20 protein-coding genes are annotated in these 19,731 nt (G+C 70.5%); 9 read left to right on the plus strand and 11 right to left on the minus strand.

Features of this window, described 5'->3' with window-relative positions:
• Positions 1-12: 12 nt before the first annotated feature.
• The 3 genes from Vse01_RS08345 to Vse01_RS08355 all read right to left on the minus strand — a co-directional run bounded on the left by Vse01_RS08345 (position 13) and on the right by Vse01_RS08355 (position 1,781).
• Positions 13-660, minus strand: a complete 648-nt coding sequence (locus Vse01_RS08345; RefSeq protein ID WP_093407124.1) for a class I SAM-dependent methyltransferase — start codon at positions 658-660, stop codon at positions 13-15.
• 129 nt (positions 661-789) lie between these two features.
• Positions 790-1,581 (minus strand): MBL fold metallo-hydrolase, encoded by a 792-nt coding sequence (locus Vse01_RS08350; RefSeq protein WP_093407122.1) that lies wholly within the window; start codon positions 1,579-1,581, stop codon positions 790-792.
• Complete coding sequence (locus tag Vse01_RS08355; protein ID WP_232511323.1) at positions 1,578-1,781, minus strand: hypothetical protein; 204 nt, start codon at positions 1,779-1,781, stop codon at positions 1,578-1,580. Before Vse01_RS08355 ends, Vse01_RS08350 begins: the two co-directional genes overlap by 4 nt.
• Positions 1,782-2,116: 335 nt before the next feature.
• On the opposite strand from Vse01_RS08355, the gene Vse01_RS08360 reads away from it, so the two are divergent.
• Both Vse01_RS08360 and Vse01_RS08365 read left to right on the plus strand, forming a co-directional pair.
• On the plus strand, positions 2,117-2,890 hold the full coding sequence (locus tag Vse01_RS08360; protein WP_093407120.1) for a hypothetical protein: 774 nt from the start codon (positions 2,117-2,119) through the stop codon (positions 2,888-2,890).
• A gap of 140 nt (positions 2,891-3,030) precedes the next feature.
• Positions 3,031-3,741, plus strand: a complete 711-nt coding sequence (locus Vse01_RS08365; RefSeq protein ID WP_093407119.1) for a VOC family protein — start codon at positions 3,031-3,033, stop codon at positions 3,739-3,741.
• 74 nt (positions 3,742-3,815) lie between these two features.
• On the opposite strand, the gene map is transcribed toward Vse01_RS08365, so the two are convergent.
• Positions 3,816-4,634 carry a type I methionyl aminopeptidase gene (gene map, locus Vse01_RS08370; RefSeq protein ID WP_093407117.1) on the minus strand — a complete coding sequence of 273 codons (819 nt, stop codon included), beginning with the start codon at positions 4,632-4,634 and terminating at the stop codon, positions 3,816-3,818.
• A 75-nt stretch (positions 4,635-4,709) separates the two neighbouring features.
• Here map and Vse01_RS08375 point away from each other — a divergent pair, with 75 nt between their 5' ends.
• Positions 4,710-4,976, plus strand: coding sequence for a helix-turn-helix domain-containing protein (locus tag Vse01_RS08375; RefSeq protein ID WP_093407114.1), 267 nt, complete (start codon positions 4,710-4,712; stop codon positions 4,974-4,976).
• Between the two features lie 25 nt (positions 4,977-5,001).
• The gene (locus Vse01_RS08380) at positions 5,002-5,502 is read left to right on the plus strand and encodes a hypothetical protein (RefSeq protein WP_232511322.1); all 501 of its coding nucleotides are present in this window, start codon (positions 5,002-5,004) and stop codon (positions 5,500-5,502) included.
• A gap of 34 nt (positions 5,503-5,536) precedes the next feature.
• On the opposite strand, the gene Vse01_RS08385 is transcribed toward Vse01_RS08380, so the two are convergent.
• Complete coding sequence (locus Vse01_RS08385; RefSeq protein ID WP_093407112.1) at positions 5,537-6,007, minus strand: DUF4259 domain-containing protein; 471 nt, start codon at positions 6,005-6,007, stop codon at positions 5,537-5,539.
• 244 nt (positions 6,008-6,251) lie between these two features.
• Between Vse01_RS08385 and Vse01_RS08390 the strand changes: the two genes are divergently transcribed.
• The gene (locus Vse01_RS08390; RefSeq protein WP_093407109.1) at positions 6,252-7,076 is read left to right on the plus strand and encodes an SAM-dependent methyltransferase; all 825 of its coding nucleotides are present in this window, start codon (positions 6,252-6,254) and stop codon (positions 7,074-7,076) included.
• A gap of 31 nt (positions 7,077-7,107) precedes the next feature.
• On the opposite strand, the gene Vse01_RS08395 is transcribed toward Vse01_RS08390, so the two are convergent.
• Entirely contained in the window at positions 7,108-7,629 is a 522-nt protein-coding gene (locus Vse01_RS08395; RefSeq protein WP_139233177.1) for a hypothetical protein, read from the minus strand.
• A 237-nt stretch (positions 7,630-7,866) separates the two neighbouring features.
• Here Vse01_RS08395 and Vse01_RS08400 point away from each other — a divergent pair, with 237 nt between their 5' ends.
• The 3 genes from Vse01_RS08400 to katG are packed head-to-tail and all read left to right on the plus strand — an operon-like array spanning position 7,867 to position 12,432.
• On the plus strand, positions 7,867-9,654 hold the full coding sequence (locus Vse01_RS08400; RefSeq protein WP_093407103.1) for a serine/threonine-protein kinase: 1,788 nt from the start codon (positions 7,867-7,869) through the stop codon (positions 9,652-9,654).
• Between the two features lie 49 nt (positions 9,655-9,703).
• Entirely contained in the window at positions 9,704-10,159 is a 456-nt protein-coding gene (locus Vse01_RS08405; protein ID WP_093407101.1) for a Fur family transcriptional regulator, read from the plus strand.
• Positions 10,156-12,432 (plus strand): catalase/peroxidase HPI, encoded by a 2,277-nt coding sequence (gene katG / locus Vse01_RS08410; protein ID WP_093407098.1) that lies wholly within the window; start codon positions 10,156-10,158, stop codon positions 12,430-12,432. Before Vse01_RS08405 ends, katG begins: the two co-directional genes overlap by 4 nt.
• Positions 12,433-12,509: 77 nt before the next feature.
• Here the strand turns inward: katG and Vse01_RS08415 are convergent, their stop codons facing one another.
• The 5 genes from Vse01_RS08415 to Vse01_RS08435 form a co-directional block, all read right to left on the minus strand.
• On the minus strand, positions 12,510-13,352 hold the full coding sequence (locus Vse01_RS08415; RefSeq protein WP_093407095.1) for a carbohydrate ABC transporter permease: 843 nt from the start codon (positions 13,350-13,352) through the stop codon (positions 12,510-12,512).
• Positions 13,342-14,304 carry a carbohydrate ABC transporter permease gene (locus Vse01_RS08420; RefSeq protein ID WP_093407092.1) on the minus strand — a complete coding sequence of 321 codons (963 nt, stop codon included), beginning with the start codon at positions 14,302-14,304 and terminating at the stop codon, positions 13,342-13,344. The genes Vse01_RS08415 and Vse01_RS08420 overlap by 11 nt, the downstream gene beginning before the upstream one ends.
• A gap of 8 nt (positions 14,305-14,312) precedes the next feature.
• Positions 14,313-15,584 (minus strand): ABC transporter substrate-binding protein, encoded by a 1,272-nt coding sequence (locus tag Vse01_RS08425; RefSeq protein ID WP_093407090.1) that lies wholly within the window; start codon positions 15,582-15,584, stop codon positions 14,313-14,315.
• Positions 15,585-15,600: 16 nt separating this feature from the next.
• Complete coding sequence (locus Vse01_RS08430) at positions 15,601-17,226, minus strand: FAD-dependent oxidoreductase (protein ID WP_093407087.1); 1,626 nt, start codon at positions 17,224-17,226, stop codon at positions 15,601-15,603.
• Between the two features lie 75 nt (positions 17,227-17,301).
• On the minus strand, positions 17,302-18,312 hold the full coding sequence (locus tag Vse01_RS08435) for a LacI family DNA-binding transcriptional regulator (RefSeq protein ID WP_232511321.1): 1,011 nt from the start codon (positions 18,310-18,312) through the stop codon (positions 17,302-17,304).
• A 372-nt stretch (positions 18,313-18,684) separates the two neighbouring features.
• Between Vse01_RS08435 and Vse01_RS08440 the strand changes: the two genes are divergently transcribed.
• The gene (locus tag Vse01_RS08440; protein WP_170863500.1) at positions 18,685-19,701 is read left to right on the plus strand and encodes a glycoside hydrolase family protein; all 1,017 of its coding nucleotides are present in this window, start codon (positions 18,685-18,687) and stop codon (positions 19,699-19,701) included.
• Positions 19,702-19,731 lie beyond the last annotated feature (30 nt).

The following is a 19,731-nucleotide window of genomic DNA, read 5'->3' on the forward strand; positions in this document are numbered from 1 at the left end:
TACGCCGGCTGCTCACGCGGGCTTGACCGCGTGTACGCGTTCGACGGTGCCGGCCTTCGACCGCTCGGCCTCGACGATGGTGAACCCTGCCGTCCGCACGAGTGGCAGCTGACGGCGGGTGAGGTGCTCGCCGGCCGAGCGAATCGTCAGCCGTTCGAGGAGCCACTGCGCGGCGTAGATCGGTGGCCACGTGCTACCGATGTGGTCCAGCAGGAGCAGCCGGCCGCCGGGTACGAGGACCCGCTTCATCTCGTCGATCGCCCGCGCCGGCCGCGGAATGCTACAGAGTGAGAGGGCGCAGACCACGGTGTCGAACGAGGCGGCAGCGAAGGGCAGCTCCTCCGCGTCGCCCTCGCGCAGGTCGACGGTGCGGCCGAGATCTGCGGCCCGTCGCCGCGCTATGTCCAGCATCGCCCGGCTCAGCTCGACGCCCGTCACCGTCGTGTCGACGGGGTAGTGCGGCAGGTTACGGCCGGTGCCGATGGCGACCTCCAGTACCCGACCACGCGCGCGGGCACCCAGCCATTCGCGGCCACCGGCGAACTGGACCCGCTCGAAGAACGCGATCTGCTTGTCGTAGCGGGGTGCGGACCTGTCCCACACCCGTCGCTGCCTCGCCGTCGGCGTCTCGGCGATCTTCCTCTGGGCGGGGCCGTTCATGATGGTGGTCTTTCCTCGTAGCCGGGCGGCCGGATGGATTGTCGGTGCTGAGCGACATGTCGCTGTGACATGAATATGCCGCTGAGACAGTTGTTCGGGCTCTTGTCGTCGCTCGGGTCACCCGCTCGCTCAGACCGTGAGGGTAGTGGCCGTGCCGGGGGTGAGCCAGCGCAGGCTCTCCCGGACCGGGGACGGAGCCGCGGCGAAGGCGGCCTCGATCGCCGGTCGGCCCTCGCGGAAGTGACCCCAGCCCTCGTAGTGCACCGGTAGCACGGTGTGGGCCTTGAGCAGACCGCACAGTTCGGCGCCCTCGGCGGCGGTCATCGTGTAGCGCAGCGGACCGGTGAGGCCGAACCGCACCGCTCCGAGGTGCAGTACGACGGTGCCGATGGCGAACCGGTCGGCGACCCGACGGACTCCGTCGTAGAGCACGGTGTCGCCGGTGATCCAGAGCGGACCGTGCCGCTGGCCGGGCCAGCGCAGCACGAACCCGGTCACCTCGCCGACGACCGGCCGGCTCAGTGGTGGGCCGTGCCGGCACGGGGTCGCGATGACCTCGATGGTCGGGCGGCCGGGTGCAGTGAGTGTGGTGTGCTGCCACGGTGCCAGGCCGGTGGCGCCGGCACCGAGTCGCCGGCCGCCGGCCACCGTGGTGACGACCCGGCTCGCCGCCCGCAGCAGGCCCCGGCCGGCGTCGTCGAGGTTGTCGGCATGGTGGTCGTGGGTCAGCAACACCGCGTCGAGGTCGCCGAGCGACTCGGCGGCCAGTGCGGGGCCGGCTAGCTTGCGTGAGGCGGTGCCCCAGCCGAACTGGTAGGTCCGCCCGGGCGCGTCGAACGTCGGGTCGGTGAGCAGCTGCCAACCGTCGACCTCGATCAGCACGGTCGGACCGCCGATGTGCGTGATCCGTACGTCGGTCATGCCGCCTGCCGCACGGTCCAGTCGAGCACCTCGTCCGCGATCCGCTCCCACCCCTGCTGGGCCGGCGGCAGGTGGGCGTACCCCGGGTGCTCGCGGCGTTCGGTGACGGTGTCGGAGGTGTAATGCTCCGCGTTCGGGGTCGGGTCGGCGTTGAGCGCCCCGACCTCGACCTCGAATCCTGGGTATGCGGGGGCCATCACCTGGTGGCCCTGCTCTCATAGTGGCTGATCCACCGCTCCCAGCTGCGGGGCGTCACCCGGAAGCCGTGCACCAGGACGATCGGTCTCATGGCTGGTACTCCTCTGCAACGTCCACAGCTGCGCCGTATCGAACACCGTGCGGATGGAGAAACCCCGTCGTGCGTTCGCGGTTGCGGCAGAACGGCGAACGAGACGACGAGGTTGAGCTCAGTATGCGCCCCGCCGAGGGGTAGGACAACGCAGGCAAGTAGATCCAACATCTGCTATATATGGGAACGCTCCCAAGCCTCGCCACCCCAATTTGCCGTGGTGGAAATCAGCTCCTGGAGGAGAATATGCGTAGCCTTCTTGCCGCGTTGACGGCCCTGACGGTCGGCGTCACGGTCGGCAGTGTCCCGTCCGACGCCGCGGACGCCGCCCACCGAGGCTCCTGCACCCGGCAGATGCTCTTCTGCGAGGACTTCGAGCGACTTCCGCGCGGTGGCGCCAGCACCCTGGACTGGGGCATCGACACGCGCAACGGCACACTCACCGTGGAACGTGCCCGTCGTGGCAACCAGGTGTTGCACATCCACACCGTCGACAACGGACGAGCCTTCCTTCGCGTCGATGATTTCGCTGCGCCGGGAAACCGCTTCTACGGTCGGATGCGGCTGCGCGTCGATGCCTTCCCCACCGGCCCGGACTGGGCGCACTTCACCCTGGTCGAGGCGACCGGCACCGGCAGCTCGGAGATCGTCCGTCCGATCGGCGGGCAGTACGCACCCACGGTTCCCGGCATCTTCTGGGGGGTGGGCGCCGACGGCGGGCCGACCGGCGACTGGACCAACTGGCGCGAGTCCGCCCCGGTCGTCGAGGACACCTGGCAGTGCTTCGAGTGGCAGCTTGACCCGGCGGACAACCGGGTCGCGGTGTGGATCGACGGGGTGGCGAACCCGGAGCTGACCGCCTCCACCACCGAACACGGTGGCAACGACGTGCCGTTCGTCCTGCCGACGGTGAACACCGTCAAGATCGGCTGGCAGCTCTACCAGGGCGGCACCACGCCGGGCGAGTTCGATCTCTGGATCGATGACATCGCCCTGTCCACCAGGCGCCTCGGCTGCTGACCTCCACGGCCGACACGCCGTTCGGGGAGACCACGCGGGCGTCGTCGGGATATTCGGCTGTGCCCGGCGACGAATCTCCCTACGCTCCACCCGGTGAATGGCGCTGCCGATGATGGTCAGCCGACGATCCGGGGGATGCAATGACGTGTCAGCTGGTCGCGGTGTGTTTCGATGCCAGCGCGCCGCTGCGGTTGGCGCAGTTCTGGGCCGGCCTGCTCGGCCGGGATGTCGTTCGTGACGCCGGCGGCGCGTTTCTCCCCGGCACGGACACGCAGCTCGGCCTCCGGTTCGCGGCAAGCCGCGCGAAGCGGGTGGGGGAGAACCGCCTGCACCTGCACCTCACCAGCGCCAGCCCGGACGACCAGCAGCAGACGGTGGCCAGGGCGCTCGCTCTCGGTGCGGGCCACCTGGACCTGGGACAACGCCCGGAGGAAGGACACGTCGTCCTGGCCGACCCCGAAGGTAACGCGTTGTGCGTGATCGAGCCGGGCAACAAGTTCCTCGCCGGATGCGGGTTTCTCGGTGAAATCGCCTGCGACGGCACCCGGGAGGTCGGCCTCTTCTGGCAGGCGGCGCTGCACTGGCCGCTCGTGTGGGATCAGGATCAGGAGACCGCCGTGCAGTCACCGCGCGGTGGGACGAAGGTCGCCTGGGGCGGTCCGCCTGTGGCACCGAAGCAGGGAAGGAGCCGGCAGCGCTTCGAACTTGCGCCACCCGCCGACGGCGACCAGCGGTCGGAGGCCGACCGGCTGGTGTCCCTCGGCGCCACGTGGATCGGGGTCGGCGAGGACGGCACGGTCATGCTGGCCGACCCCGACGGCAACGAGTTCGGTGTCCTGACCCCCCGATAGCCCACATGGCCCGGCATTGACCGCTGCCGGTGCTGACAACCGGCGGTCCGTCGACCGCGCGGAGATCGCCCGGCTCAGGAGTGGGTGGCGGACTTCTCGGGGTGGTCCGGGGAGGCGGTGCCGTGGGCGGGGCGGCGGGTCAGGACCCGGGGGCCGGAAGCCGTGACGGCGACCGTGTGCTCGGAGTGGGCGGTGCGGGAACCGTCGGCCGACCGGATGGTCCAGCCGTCCTTGTCGTACCTGATCTTGTCGGTGGAGTGGCAGAGCCAGGGCTCGATGGCGATGGTCAGGCCGGGTTCGAGTTTCAGGCCGCGCCGGGGGCGGCCGCTGTTGGCCACGTGCGGGGCCTCGTGCATGGTGCGGCCGATGCCGTGGCCGCCGAACTCGGCGTTGACCCGGTAGCCGTAGGCGTTGGCGACCTCACCGATCGCGGCGGAGACGTCGCCCAGCCGGCCGCCGGGCTGGGCGGCCTTGATGGCGGCTTCCAGTGCGACCTCGGTGGCCTCGATCAGCCTCAGGTCGGCCGGGTCGGGGGTGCCGACGACGACGGAGAGCGCGGAGTCGGCGACCCAGCCGTCGATGCCGACCGCCATGTCGATGCTGAGCAGATCGCCGTCCCGTAGGACGTAGTCGTGGGGAAGACCGTGCAGCACCGCGTCGTTGACCGACAGGCACAGCACGTTGCGGAACGGACCACGGCCGAACGAGGGGGCGTAATCCCAGTAGCAGGACTCCGCACCGCGTTCGTTGATCCGACGGCGAGCGTAGTGCTCAAGGTCCATCAGGTTGACGCCGACGGCGGCGACACCGCTCAGCTCGGCGAGCAATTCGCCGACGAACTCGCCGGTCACCGCCATCAGCTCGATTTCCTCGGCCGACTTGAGCTCGATCATGAAAGCCTCCCTCATCCTTGCGGTATTTTTATACCACGTCACGATGGGGCGGCTCGGAGGGGATATCCTGCTGGCATGGTTCGCCAACCGCTCACCGCCGAACAGATCGCCGCGGGCCAGCGCCTCGGAGCCGCCCTGCGGGCCGCTCGAGCCGGCCGCAGCCTCGTCGACGTGGCCCTGGCAGCCGGCATCTCGCCCGAGACGCTGCGCAAGATCGAGGCGGGCCGCCTCCCCGCGCCGGCGTTCGGCACCGTGGTCCGCCTCAGCCACGCCCTGGACGTTTCTCTCAGCGATCTGGCCGAGGTCTGGCGGGCCGACATGCCCGTCCGCCAGGCGTCCTAGGGTCCCTGCCGACCATGTGCGTCCGTTGAATCCGCACCGCGCGGGACGGCCCGACCTACCCGTCATCTTCCTGGACCTCGACGGCGTACTGAATCCCTTCGCGGCACCGACCTGCCCGGACGGCTACCAGGAACGTGTCCTCTTCGACGGGGAAGACCCGCAGCGCTACTGCGTGGCGCATGCCGACTGGATCCGGGAGCTGGCCGTCGCCGGAGAGCTGTGGTGGGCAACGGGTTGGGGCGAGGACGCCAACGAGCTCTACCTGCCGCTGCTCGGAGTCGGGCCGCTGCCGGTGGTCGTCGTCCCACCGGTGCCGTTCGATCCTGAACTCAAGGTGCCGGCCGTGGCCGCCGTGGCCGCCGATCGACCGGCCGCGTGGATCGATGACGACCACACCGCCGTCGGCCGGCGGTGGGCCGCTGCCCGTCCGGTACCGACCTTGCTCGTATCGATCGATCCCACACTCGGCTGGACGCGATCGGACGTCGACCGCGTGCTCACCTGGGCGGCATCCCTGCCCAGGTGAGCACGGGTCGCATGAAGCCCCGAGAGGCCACGCCCTACCTCACCGAGTCGTGATCCGGTCGACCTGCGGACCCATCCGTGCCGGATCGGGCCGTCAGTGTCCGGCGCAGCTCGCGGACGGTGTCGAAGGCCGGGTTGTCGTCGTCGGCGTACGCCTCCTGCCACAGGTCGTGCCATTCGGAATCTGCGGACATGATCCGCTCGAGCGCGCTCGCGGCCAGTGCGGGCAGGTCGCCGGGCAGGTCGAGTCGGCCGCCGCTGCGGAGAACCTCCGGCGCGTACGGTGAAGTGACGGGTTGCCCGCCGGGCAGGTGCGCGGCCACGATCGCGGCTGCGGCGATCGCCTCGCAGGCGATGTCGGAGTCGAGGTAGTCCTGCTCGACGGCGGCCCCGTGCAGGGCCTTGCGGACCAGTGCCGGACGCTCAGTGGCGTCGGCCTTGTCTAGGTCGCCACACCAGTCGGCGGCGGTGTCGTTGTCGAACGGTCCGCTGTCCCAGCTACCCACGTAACCCTCCCAAGATCGGTTGTGCGGCATTCTGGCACCGGCCACCGACAGGCTTCGACGCTGACCGGGACGACGGTGGCGCATCGACCACCGGATGTCTGGCACCCGAACGAGGAAGCCGAGACGGACCGGAGTGAGCGCGCCGTCGAGGGGACCACTTAGGATGGTCGACGGCGTCGGCCGCAGGATGTCGAGCAGGTGCAGTTCGGCCGACCGTGATCCGGTGTGGACGAGGAGACGAACTGTGGCGAATGAAGAGGTGGCACCGTCCGGGGTCGACATGAGCGTGCCGAGCATCGCCCGGGTGTACGACTTCATGCTCGGTGGCAAGGACAACTTCGCTGTGGACCGCGCCGTCGCCGAGCACGCGCTCAGGATCACGCCGGACGGCCCGCAGGCGGGCCAGGCGAATCGGGCCTTCCTGCGTCGGGCGGTGCGCTTTCTCACCGAGCAGGGCATCGGGCAGTTCCTCGATCTCGGTTCCGGTCTGCCCACTCAGGGCAATGTGCACCAAGTGGCCCTGCGCCACGACCCGCAGGCGCGGGTGGTCTACGTCGACAACGATCCGATCGTGCTGGCGCACGGTAGGGCGCTGCTGGCCGACGCCGGAACCGCGACGGTGGTCCAGGCCGACATCCGGTCGCCGGAGGCCATCCTGGAGCACCCGGAGGTCCGCCGGTTCCTGGACTTCGACCGCCCCGTCGGGCTGTTGCTCTTCGCGATCCTGCACCACCTCACGGACGACGAGAACCCGAAGGCGGTGGCGGCGAGGCTGATCGACGCCCTGCCGTCGGGCAGCTACGTCGCGATCTCCCACTTCCGTGATCCCGGTGACCGGCACCCCGATGCCTCCCGGAAGGCGCGCGAGGTCGAGCGCATCTTCAACGAGTCCCTCGGCACCGGTCGTTGGCGTACCGACGAGGAGATCCTCTCCTTTGTCGAGGGGCTGGAGGTGGCGGAACCGGGCCTGGTGCCGGTGGCCGCGTGGCGACCGGACCCGGATGAGACCGCACCGGAGCAGAGCGACACCTACCACACCTTCGTCGGGGTGGTCGCCCGCAAGCTGTAGTACCGCGGCGTGGCCGGCTGCGCGGAGCCCGTCACCGCCACACGGTGACCTGACTGGCCACCAGTGCCTTCTGCCCTTCGAACGGGCGGTACGCCGCCCGGTCGGTCAGGTGGTGGCGGGCCGCGAGGCTGCGGTACGAGAAGCGGACCACGGTCCCCTCCACGCTGAGCAACTGCGGCGGGGCCGCCTCCACCGCCTGCCGGGTCAGGACGAGCAGGGTGCGGTCGGCCAGGTCGACATCCCGTACGACGAGCGCGCGCTCGTCGATGACCCGGTCCACGGTCGCGGTCACGGTCAGCGCGTCACCGACGTCGACCTTCGCGAGGGTGTTCGGCGGGCTGGTGCCGGTGGCGGGAGGTGGCGGTTCCGCCACCGGCTCGGGGGCGCAGCCGGTGCCGGCGAGTACGGCCGCCAGTGCGGTGACGAGCGCCGCGTGCCGGACGCCGCGCGGAACGGCTCCTCCTTGGCCGCCCCGCACGGCCGGATGGACTGCTGGATCGCCGGCAGCGCGCACCCGCCGCGTGGTCCAGTTGGCAAAAGGTCGGTCGCGCATGTCGTCGCCTCCTCGAAACGATGCCTGTTCCCAGAGATGCCCTGCGGGATGACGGGTGCCGCGCGAACGTGTGACGGTCACGTGACATCACGAATCGAGACGTACCAACTGATTGACCAGGGGTTTTCCAGCCTCCGGCCGGGGGTAGCGCGATAGTCGACCAGGGCGGTGACCGGACACGATCCGCCGACGGGACACCCTGCCAGGGGTGCGCGACCGGAGCGGGAGGTTGGGCTCGTGCGATGTCTGCAGCGGCGTTACCGGCTCGACGAGCCGGTCGGTCGGGGTGGGATGGCCACCGTCTGGCGCGGCTACGATCTGCGGTTGCAGCGTACCGTCGCGGTGAAGCTGTTGTCGGCGCCGCTGCTGGGCGACCCGGCGGCCCGCGACCGCATCCGCCGCGAGGCGTTGGCCGCCGCCCGGCTGGACCACCCGGGTGTGGCCCGGGTCTACGACTACGGTGAGCAGCGGCACCTGACCCGCACACCCACCCCGTTCCTGGTGATGGAGTTCGTCGCCGGATCGACGCTGTCCGCTCGGCTCCGTGCCGCCGGCCCGCTGCCCCCGGACGAGGCGCTGCGGATCGGTCAGCAGGTTGCGGCGGCTCTCGCCGCCGCGCACGAGCAGGGCATCGTGCACCGGGACGTCAAGCCCGGCAACATCATGCTCACCGAGAGCGGCGTGAAGGTGGTCGACTTCGGTATCGCGGCCGGCGCGGGTGACGACCCGGCGGAGCCGGACGGGCAGTTGTGGGGGACCCCGAGCTATCTGCCGCCGGAGCTGACCGCCGGAGCGGAGGCGGTGCCGGCGGGCGACGTGTTCGCCCTCGGCGTCGTGCTCGCCGAGTGCCTCACCGGTCAGGCTCCGCAACGCGCTCCGCACGAATCGGTGGCCGTTCCGGCCGTCGAGGGACTGTCCGACTTCCACGCGCACCTGATCGGTAGGTGTCTGGCCACCGATCCGGACCGGCGTCCGGGCGCGGCCGAAGTCGCCGAGACGCTGGCCGGGGTGACCATGACCGTGCGGCCGGCACCCGGCGCCGCGCCCACCTCGGTCGCCGTACCCACCCGGACGGTCGCCGGCCCCACCAGGCCGGCCGGCGCACCTGCCCGGCGGTCGGCGGTCGTCGGGCGGCGGCGCGGACTGCTGTTCGCCGCTCCTGCCGCCGCGGCGGCCGCGCTGGCCGGGATCCTGCCGGGACTGCTCACCGCCGAGGAAGGCTCGGCGGACCCACCGGCCGCCGAGGCCGGCTGCACGGTGCAGTACCGGGCGCAGCAGGCCGCCGATGGCCGTTTCCTGGCTCAGATCAGCGTTACCGGAACCGGGCGACCCGCGACCGGGCAGCGGGCGCTGACCTTCACCCTGCCCGCCAGCCAACATCTCCTCGACGTGCGGGGCGCCGCCTGGACACACGATGAGCAGCGGGTGACCCTGCGGCTGGCCGAGCCGTCGGAACCGGGCACCGGCGTGACGGCGACCCTGCACGGCCGGGTCGAGTCCGGCGGGCACGAGACGCCGGAGCGGTTCAGCCTGGCGGGTGTCGCCTGCGAGCATGCCGGCACGCACGTACGGACGTCGGTCCTGGCCTCCGCGTCGGCCGAGCCGGCGGCGTCGACGGAGGGGTCCAGACGGGGGCGGTCGGGTACGCCGGAGGAGGACCGCCCGTCTCCGGACGGCGGCGGAGGCGGATCGGGTCAGCCCGACGCCCAGCCGTCAGGCGCACCATCGGCGACGCCACCGGGCACGCCGACCAGCTCGACGCCGACCACGTCCGATCCGTCGACCTCCCCGAGCCCGTCGGCGACGACCAGCCCCACGCCCAGCCCGCCGGCGACGTCGAGTCCCGCGGCGACCTCGCGGCCCCCCACCCCGTCCCCGCCGTCGGATCCGACCCCGGCACCGAGCACGGAACCTGCCGAAACCACAGCTCCCCCTGCCGATCAGACGTCTCCCACCGCCTCGGTGACCTCGGCCACGTCGGCGGCTGCGGACGAGGGCGGGGACACCGGCGACACGAATGCCTGATTCCGCGAAAACTTGATTGATTCCAGAAGAACCGAGTAGGTTCGTCGGCATGACGGCCGACTTCGAGGCGCAGCTGCGGGCGGTCTCGTTGCGCGTGACCCGGCCCCGGTTGGCGGTGCTCGCGGCGCTACGCGACCACCCGCACGTCGACACCGACACCGTGATCCGGCTGGTCCGTGCCGATCATCCCACCGTGTCCCACCAGGCGATCTACGATGTGCTGCGGGCACTCACCGACGCCGGTCTGGTGCGGCGCATCCAGCCCACCGGAGCGATCGCCCGCTACGAGTCCCGGGTCGGGGACAACCACCATCATGTCGTCTGCCGCTCCTGCGGCGTGATCGCCGACGTGGACTGCGCCGTCGGCTACGCCCCTTGTCTGACCGCCTCCGACGACCACGGGTTCGTGGTCGACGAGGCGGAGGTCGTCTACTGGGGCACCTGCCCCGACTGCGCGACCGCCCGCACCACAAGTGAACCGCCAGGTCGGAAGGAAGCACATTGAGCAACGCAGAGCACGACGCCCCGTCCAGCGCCCAGGGCGTGGACGCCAAGGCGGCGGCCGGCTGCCCGGTCGCGCACGACTCCGTGACCGCCCACGGCAGCGAGAGCGAGAACCCGGCGATCGACTCGCCGACCCCGAAGACCGGCGGTCGTCCGCGTACGAACCGGGACTGGTGGCCCAACCAGCTCGACCTCTCGGTGCTGCACGCCCACTCGTCGAAGGGCAACCCGCTGGGGGAGGACTTCAGCTACGCCGAGGAGTTCGCCAAGCTCGACGTCGAGGCGCTCAAGCGGGACATCACCGAGGTCCTCACCACCTCGCAGGACTGGTGGCCGGCCGACTTCGGTCACTACGGCGGCTTGATGATCCGGATGAGCTGGCACGCCGCGGGCACCTACCGCATCGAGGACGGCCGCGGCGGCGCCGGTGACGGCGGGCAGCGCTTCGCCCCGCTCAACAGCTGGCCGGACAACGCCAACCTGGACAAGGCGCGCCGCCTGCTGTGGCCGGTGAAGCAGAAGTACGGCCAGCAGATCTCCTGGGCCGACCTGCTCGTGCTCGCCGGTAACGTGGCCCTGGAGTCGATGGGCTTCAAGACCTTCGGGTTCGGCTTCGGCCGGGAGGACGTCTGGGAGCCCGAGGAGATCTTCTGGGGCCCGGAGGACACCTGGCTGGGTGACGAGCGCTACGTCTCCGAGAAGGAGATGTCGCAGGGTGTCGGCGCGACCGAGATGGGCCTGATCTACGTCAACCCCGAGGGCCCGCGCGGCAACGCGGACCCGCTCGCGGCGGCGCACTTCATCCGGGAGACCTTCGCCCGGATGGCGATGAACGACGAGGAGACCGTCGCGCTGATCGCCGGTGGCCACACCTTCGGCAAGACCCACGGCGCCGGTGTCGCCGACGACCACGTGGGCGCAGAGCCTGAGGGCGCGCCGCTGGAGGCGCAGGGCCTGGGCTGGCTGAGCACGTACGGCAGCGGCAAGGGCGCCGACACCATCACCAGCGGCCTCGAGGTCACCTGGACCGACCGGCCGACGCAGTGGAGCAACCGGTTCTTCGAGATCCTCTTCGGCTACGAGTGGGAACTCACCACCAGCCCCGGCGGTGCCAAGCAGTGGGTCGCCAAGGACGCCGAGGCGATCATCCCGGACGCCCACGACCCGTCGAAGAAGCACAAGCCCACGATGCTCACGACCGACCTGTCGCTGCGCGTGGACCCGGCGTACGAGAAGATCTCCCGCCGGTTCCTGGAGAACCCGGACGAGTTCGCCCTGGCCTTCGCCAAGGCGTGGTTCAAGCTGCTGCACCGCGACATGGGTCCGGTCAGCCGGTTCCTCGGGCCGTGGGTGCCGGAGCCCCAGCTGTGGCAGGACCCGGTGCCGGCCGTCGACCACGAGCTGGTCGGTGAAGCTGACATCGCGGCGCTGAAGGCGAAGGTGCTGGAGTCCGGTCTCACCACTGCCCAGTTGGTGAGCACCGCCTGGGCCTCGGCCGCGAGCTTCCGGTACACCGACAAGCGCGGCGGTGCCAACGGTGCCCGGATTCGCCTCGAACCGCAGCGCAGCTGGGAGGTCAACCAGCCGGAGCAGCTCGCGACGGTGCTGAGCACCCTGGAGGGCATCCAGCGGGAGTTCAACTCGGCGGGTGGGGCCAGGATCTCCCTCGCTGACCTGATCGTGCTGGCCGGTTCGGCCGCGGTGGAGAAGGCGGCCCGGGACGCCGGTGTCGAGATCACCGTCCCGTTCCACCCGGGCCGCACCGACGCCAGCCAGGAGCAGACCGACATCGAGTCGTTCCGGGTCCTGGAGCCGCGTGCCGACGGGTTCCGCAACTACCTGCGTCCGGGCGAGAAGACCCAGCCGGAGGTGTTGCTCATCGACCGGGCGTACATGCTCAACCTGACCGCGCCCGAGATGACCGTGCTCGTGGGTGGTCTGCGCTCTCTCGGCGCCAACGTCGGCGGCAGCCGGCACGGCGTGCTCACCGACCGGCCGGGCGTGCTCACCAACGACTTCTTCAGCAACCTGCTCTCCCCGGGCACCCGCTGGAAGGCGTCGGAGTCCGACGAGCACGTGTACGAGATCCGGGACGTGGCCACCGAGCAGGTGAAGTGGACCGCCACCGCGGTCGACCTCATCTTCGGCTCCAACTCCCAGCTCCGCGCGCTCGCCGAGGTCTACGCCAGCGACGACGCCCGGGTCAAGTTCGTGGCCGACTTCGTGGCGGCCTGGACCAAGGTGATGGAACTGGACCGCTTCGACCTCGCCTGATCCGACACCCACCGACGAGCCCCGGGCGACCAGCAACGGTCGACCGGGGCTCGCCGCACCTGAGGTCTGCGGGCGCCTCAGCCCTTCAGACCGGTGTGGGCCAGACCTTCGATGAACTGCCGTTGCGCGATCACGAAGATCACCAAAATGGGGATGGCGGTCATCGACGCCGCCGACAGCTGTACGTCCCACATCGGCCCGCCGTAGGCGTCGACGAACTGGGTGAGCGCCTGCGGCAGGGTGAACTTCTCCGGTGTGGAGAGGAAGACGATCGGCTCCAGGTAGAGATTCCAGCTGTGCAGGAAGGTGAAGATCGCCACCGCGCCGAGCGCCGGACGGGCCAGCGGCAACGCGATGCGCCAGAAGGTGGCGAAGCGGCCCAGCCCGTCCACCCGCGCCGCCTCCTCCAACTCGGCGGGAAGGGTGATGAAGAACTGCCGCATGATGAAGGTGGCCAGTACGCTCGGCGCGCCGAGGATCGGCACCAGGATCAGCGGCCAGTGGGTGTCCACCATGCCCCACGAGTTGAACATCCGGAACAGCGGCACGATCGTCACCTCGCTCGGGATGAGCAGCCCGACCAGCACCACCACGAACAGCACCTGCTGACCCCGGAAGCGGATCCGGGCGAAGGCGTACCCGGCCAGCGACGACACCGCCAGGGTGCCGATGGTGACCACGGCCGCGATGTACCCGCTGTTGAAGTACTGCTGCGCGAACGGTTGCAGCTCGAAGACCCGACGGTACGCGGAGAGGCTGGCCTCGGTCGGGATCAGCGACGGTGGGAAGGCGAAGATGTCGCCTACCGGTTTCACCGACGAGGTGACCATCCACCAGGTGGGGAAGACGAACGGCAGGGCCAGCAGGCAGAGCGCGCCGTAGAGCGCGACCTTGGCCCGTACGGAGAGCCTACTGTTCATGGAAGACCCACTTCCTGCGCATCCGCCACTGCACGACGGTCAGCACCAGCACGATCAGGAAGAGCAGCACCGACAGCGTGGCCCCGTAGCCGAACTGGTGGAACTGGAACGCCCGCTGGTACAGGTAGTAGACGAGCACCGTGGTCGAGGTGCCCGGCCCGCCCTGGGTGAGCACGGCGATCTGGGCGAACACCTGCAACGACCCGACCACCGTGATGATCGAGGTGAGCAGGATGGTCGGGCTGATCAGCGGCACGGTGATCCGACGGAACCGGGTCCAGGCGTTGGCGCCCTCGACCCGGGCCGCCTCGTACAGTTCCGCCGGCACCCCCTGCAGGGCGGCCAGGAACAGCACCATGTTCAGGCCGACGTTCTTGACCACCTGCACCACGATCACCGACAGCAGTGCCGTCCAGTCGCCGCGCAGCCAGTTCGGCCCGTCCACGCCGGCCACGCCCAACGCCCCGTTGACACCGCCGTTGTCCTGGAGCAGGAAGCCCCACACGATCGTCCAGGCGACCAGCGAGACGACCACCGGGGAGAAGAACAACGTCCGGAACACGACGGTGCCGCGTAGCCGCTGGTTGAGCAGCACCGCGAGCAGCAGGGCCAGGCTGAGGTTGAACGCCACCAGGCCGATCGAGAACAGCGCGGTGACCCGCAGCACCGACGGCAGGTTCGGGTCGTCGGCCATGGCCTGGTAGTTGCCCGGGCCGACGAACTCGAAGGTGCCGGCGAGCACGTTCCACTCGTGCAGGCTGTACCAGAAGACCAGCCCGAGCGGAATCAGCACGAACAGCACCGACCCGGCGAGTTGCGGTGCGACGAAGAGCAGCCCGGCGAGCTGGTCGCGGCGGCGGGTCGTCCACCAGCCGCGCCGGTGCGGCGCGGCCCCGCCGGGGGCGGACCGGTCACCGGCCCGCCCCACGGTGTCCCTGGTCAGGACCGACATCGGAGAACCTACTTCGCCAGCAGCGGATTGATCGCGGTGCAGACGCCGTCGAGTACGCCCCGCACGTCGGCGTCCGGCCGCCACAGCGGGTCCAGTGCGGCCCGGACCGCCTGGTTCAGCTCGGCCTGGCCGGTGTGGCTGGGCTTGACCACTCCGTCGGCGATCCCGTCGATGACCACCTCCTGCAACTGCTCCGGGCTGAGCAGCGGGTTGGTCTTGGCGAGGGTCTCGGCGGTGAGCAGCGAGGTACGCGGCGGCGGGAAGAACTGCGCGAGCTTCGCCGAGTTGGCCGGGTTGGTCAGGTAGGCCAGGAAGTCGGCGGCGGCCTCGGCGTTGCGGCCCTGCTTGAGCACACCCATCCCGCCCTGGCCGATCACCGCGTACTCACCCTTCGGTCCGGCGGGGAGCGGCACCAGGTCCCAACCGAACTTCTGCCCCTCCAGCAGCGACGCGCGGGAGATCTGGGTGATGGTCATGCCGGCGTCACCGGCGAAGAAGTCGGCTGTGGTACCGGGGCCCGGTAGCGCCTTGTCGACGAAGATCCCCCGGTGCAGGACGGTCATCGCCTCGACCATCTCGGCCGAGTTGAAGCCGCAGGTGCGGCCGTCCTCGCTCCACGCCTGCGCGCCCCAACCGGTCCAGACGGTGGACAGGAAGTCCCAACCCTTGTAGTCGAAGTCGCGGACCACCAGACCCGCCTTGCCGGTCTCCGCCTGCACCGCCTTCGCGGTGGTCAGCGCGTTCTGCCAGGTCCACTGGCCGGCGGCGATCAGCTCGGCCGGGCTCTGCGCGCCGGAGGACTTCACCAGGTCGGTGTTGACGAACACCCCGAACGGTGAGGTGGAGAAGGGGTACGCGTACAGCTTGCCGTCGGCCTGCCACAGCTTCGTCGCGGCCGGGGCGAGCTCGTCGAAGCCGTACCCCTCGGTGCCCTTGAGGGTGTCGTCAAGCGGCACCAGCGCGCCGGAGGTGACGAAGTCGGGCGCGGAGTTCTCCAGCACCCAGGCCAGGTCGGGCGGGTTGCCGCCGGCGATCTGGGTGGTCAGGGTGGTGGTGTAGCTCTCGAACGGGATCGGGTCGAAGGTGATCCCGGCGACGTCCGGATTCGTCGCGGTGTACTCGGCGGCGATCTCGTTGAACAGCTTCAGGTGGGCCTCGTTCGCCGACCAGGTGGTCATCCGCAGCGTGACCGGGCCGTCGGACTCGGCGGAGTCGCCGCCGCAGGCGGTCAGGCCGAGCAGCGCGGTGAGCGCGACGACGGCCGTCAACCGGTTCCTCATGGGGTTATGTCCTTCCTCAGTAGCCGGCGATGTCGGGCCAGCGCAGCTCGACACCGGAATCGGCGAGGCGGTTCTGGAAGTCGGCCAGCAGGCCGGGGGTGTAGCGCACCGCGCGGGGGGTGACCCGCCGGGCCAGGCAGAAGTCCGCGAGCAGACCGGCGACCTCGCCGACGTTCCACTCCACGGGGTGCAGGCGGTAGGAGCCGTTTGTGATGTGCGTGGTGCCGATGTTCTTGCCGGCGGGCAGCAGGTTCTCCACCCGCCTGGGGATCAGGGCACCGAGTGGTATCTCGAAGGGGCAGGAGGCCACGTCGATGTAGTTGTCGCCGCCGGTGGAGGGGTGCAGGTCGATGCGGTACATGCCGACCCCTACCGAGTCGGCGTAGCTGACCGCGCCCTTGTCGCCCCGGATCTCCAGGGAGAGGTCCTGCTCGACGACCGTGTACTCGGCGCGGATGCGGCGCGACTCCCGGATGTAGGGCGCCTGGGCCAGGCCGCTGTGGGTGACGTCTCCGCCGGTGGCGGGGGTGCCGGTGCCGGTGACGTCGCCGCGTAGTCGCAGTCCGGGAAAGCCGGTTCCACCGTCGGTGCGTGGCGCCTCGGTCTGCAACCAGTACAGCACCGACAGGGACAGCTCCCGGGCCGCGGCGATGCCGGCGTCGCCGTCAGGTACGTCGATCACCGGCCGCTCGAAGTAGTCGATCATCGGCCAGTTGACCAGGCAGATGTCGCTGTCGTACGCACCGGGGGTGAAGTTGCGTCGGGCGGCGATGCGGCGGAACGTCCACAGGTTCCCGTCGCCGGGATTGACCCGCTGGTCGGCCTGGACCAGCCAGGGGTCGTCGTCCGGGTTGGGGGTGAAGCTGCGTTCGGAGATCGCCAGGGTGCGCGGGTTGGGGGAGCGGAACGACAGCATCCGGTCGCCCCAGAACGGCGGCCGGTACGCCCGCCAGAAGTCGTACGCCGCCGGCTTGTCGATCGTGTGGTCGCCGTCGACGTGGTCGACCGCGAAGCACACCGACACCGCCTGCATGTTCGCCGGCTGGGCCTGCTCCGGCGCGCTCGGTTCACCGGTGTCGGCCCGGGACTCGAAGCCGGTGACGTACTCGGTGCCGGTCAACGGCAGCAGCTCGCCGGTCTCGGTGGCGTCCAGCACGTACGGCGCGCTCAGGTGCACCCGCTCACCGGTGTGCCGGTGCGCCACGGTGACACCGACGACCCGGTCGCCGTCGGTGTCGGCGGCCACCGGCCGGTACGGCTGGAGCACCCGCAGCCGCCCGGATCCCCGGTACGGCCCCAGCATGCCCTCCAGCACCGCCACCGCGACCCGGGGTTCGTGGCAGAGTCGGCTGACGTGCCCGGCGCCCGGGTTGAGCGCGGTGGTGCGCCGAGCCCGGTCGGTCAGCGGATACCAGCGCCGGTAGTGCTCCCGGATGCCGTCCCGCAGCGCCCGGTAGCTGGCGGTGACGCCGAAGCGCTCCACCCAGGAGTGCTCGTCCGGCGGTACGGCCTGGCTGGTGAGTTGCCCGCCGAGCCAGTCGTACTCCTCGGTCAGCAGCACGCTGCGGCCGGCGCGCAGCGCGGCCAGGGCGGCGGCCACGCCGCCGAGCCCACCGCCGACGATTAGTACTTCGGCCTGCATCTCGGGCACGGTCGGTCCTCTCATGGAACGGTCCAGGGTCGCCGGGCAACGGGGTGGCGACCGGGGGTGAGCTGGTCAGTGCCGGGGCGGCAGGAGGGTGACGCCGTCGACCGGCTGGCACGGCAGCAGCCGCTGGGTCACCGTGCCGGGCACCCCGGCGAGCAGCCCGGTGAGCACCTCGACGGCCTGCCATCCCATCTCGCGGCGGGGGATCCGGAAGCCGGTGAACTCCAGGTCGCTTGTGGTCGGCCGGGTCGGGTCGCCAAGCGCGAGGATGGACAGGTCGGCGGGCACGGTCCGGCCGCGCTCGACGGCGGCGTTGGCCAGCGAGACTCCGTCGGCGTACTCCTCGACCACCACGGCGGTGACTCCGGTGTCGAGCAGCGTGTCGAGCAGGTCGGCGGGGGAGCGGTCGGTGGGTTCGTGCCGGGTCGGCAGCCCGGCCGCGTCGAGGGCGGTCCGGTAGCCGGCGAACCGGTCGGTGTGTGATTCCGGGCCGGCGCCCTGGCCGAGGTATGCCAGCCTGGTGTGGCCGGCGTCGAGGGCGCGCCGGACCACGTCGGCGGTGGCGGCGGCGTAGTCCGCGCCGACGTACGGCACCGGTCCGCCCGCGTCGTCGCGTCGGCCGACGGAGACGAACGGCTGCCCCTCGGCGACCAGCCGGCCCAGCTCGTCGCGGTCCAGTGACCGACCGAGCAGGACGCAGCCGTCGGCCAGCCGCAGCCGGTTGTCGTCGTGGAAGATTCGCCGCCGGCCGTCGGTGACCGGGGCGCTGGTGAGCAGCAGCAGGTCGCAGCCGAGACGCTCGGCCGATTCCTCGATACCGACCAGGAACGGGTGGTAGAAGTCGCCGGTGCCGGCCGGGAAGACCGGCTCGTAGGTGAAGACGCCGATGATCCGGTTGTGCCGGGCGGCGAGCCGCCGGGCCACCGGGTCGGCGACGTACCCGGTGGCCCGGATGGCGCCCAGCACCCGTTCCCGGGTCTCCGGGGCGATCCGGACGCTGCCGTCGTCGCGGCCGTTGAGCACCAGCGAGACCGTCGCCTGGCTGACGCCGGTCATCCGGGCGATGTCCTGCTGGGTCACCCGCCTGCGCGATCCGGTCACTTTCCGTGTCCAATCATTTCTGCGCTAATACGCATTAGCTACGTTGGTGTGAAATCCTGCGACCCGCCACCACCTGTCGTCAACCCCCGTCGTCGGAAAACTTCTCCGGATAATCGGCGTGATAATTCGTATTAGCGCCTTGACCCGGGCTCGTCGGCGACCGCAGACTCATCGATCACAAGGTTCGCTCCCTCATGGAGCCCGATCTCACGCACGGTCACCGGCAAGCGTTGCGGTGGCCGCGGTCCACGCCTGCCACCCACCGTTCCGCCGCGTTCCCGCCGGCAGGGCGGTCCCGCACCATCCCCAGCTCCGCCATCGACGAGCGTCCCCTCACGATCGGAGACCCGCATGCCAGACCGGACCCCCCGACCCGCCCCGGTGACCCGCCGTGGCCTGCTGCGCGGCGCCGCCCTGATCGGCACCGCGACGGCCGCCGGTACCGCGCTCGGCGGCACCCTCGCCGCCGCTCCGGCCCTCGCCGGCCCGGCCGGCTTCCCCAGCTACCGGTACGTCCGCGACGCGTTCGCCGGCCCGCTGGCCTACAACCCCACCGGCGAGATGATCTTTCCCTGCGTACGCGGGGTCTACGACAAGATCTCCGGTGCCCGGGGGCGGTACTACCTCTACTACGCCCCGCACGACGCGCCCGGCGGCATCTGCCTGGCCTACGCCGACCGGCTCGAAGGCCCCTACACCGAACACCCCGGGAACCCGATCGTCGACCGGGTACTGCCCACCACCACGGTCAGTCACGTCTCCTCACCGCACGTGGTGTGGAACGCCTCCACCAGGGAGTTCTTCCTCTACTTCCACGGGGAGAACTTCACCACCCGGGTGGCCCGCTCCCGCGACGGCATCACCTTCACCAACGAGACGCCGATCCTGAGCACCCGGCTGGTGCCGAACACCACCGAGACCTCGTACGCCCGGGTCTTCGAACACTCCGTCGCCGGAAAGAACAACAAGTACGTCATGCTCTTCATGGGCGCGCACACCGTCGGCCCCGGCACCCGCAAGATCTTCTGGGGTTGGTCACCCAACGGCTGGGACCAGTGGCAGTTCGCCCCGAACCCGTTGATCTCGCCGGCCGGTGACGGGTTGACCGACATCTCCAGCCCGCACCTGCTCAGGCGCAACGGCACCAGCTACGTCGCCTACCACGGCAACGACGGACGGATCCGGCTCACCGAGGTCGGCAACAACTTCGACCGGGAGGTGCACCTCGGGGTCTTCCACGCCCCGATCGCCTCGGACAACGGTCGGGTCGCCGCGCCGGCCTTCGGCACCGACGGCGGCGTCTCGTACATGATCTACGAGGCCGGACCCCGGCTCGACGCCCGCATCTGCATCGCCCGCGCCATCTGAGCGGTGCGGGGCCGCCGCCCCGCTCCGGCA

Origin of the sequence: Micromonospora sediminimaris, assembly GCF_016863575.1 — a bacterium.
Classification (GTDB): domain Bacteria; phylum Actinomycetota; class Actinomycetes; order Mycobacteriales; family Micromonosporaceae; genus Micromonospora; species Micromonospora sediminimaris.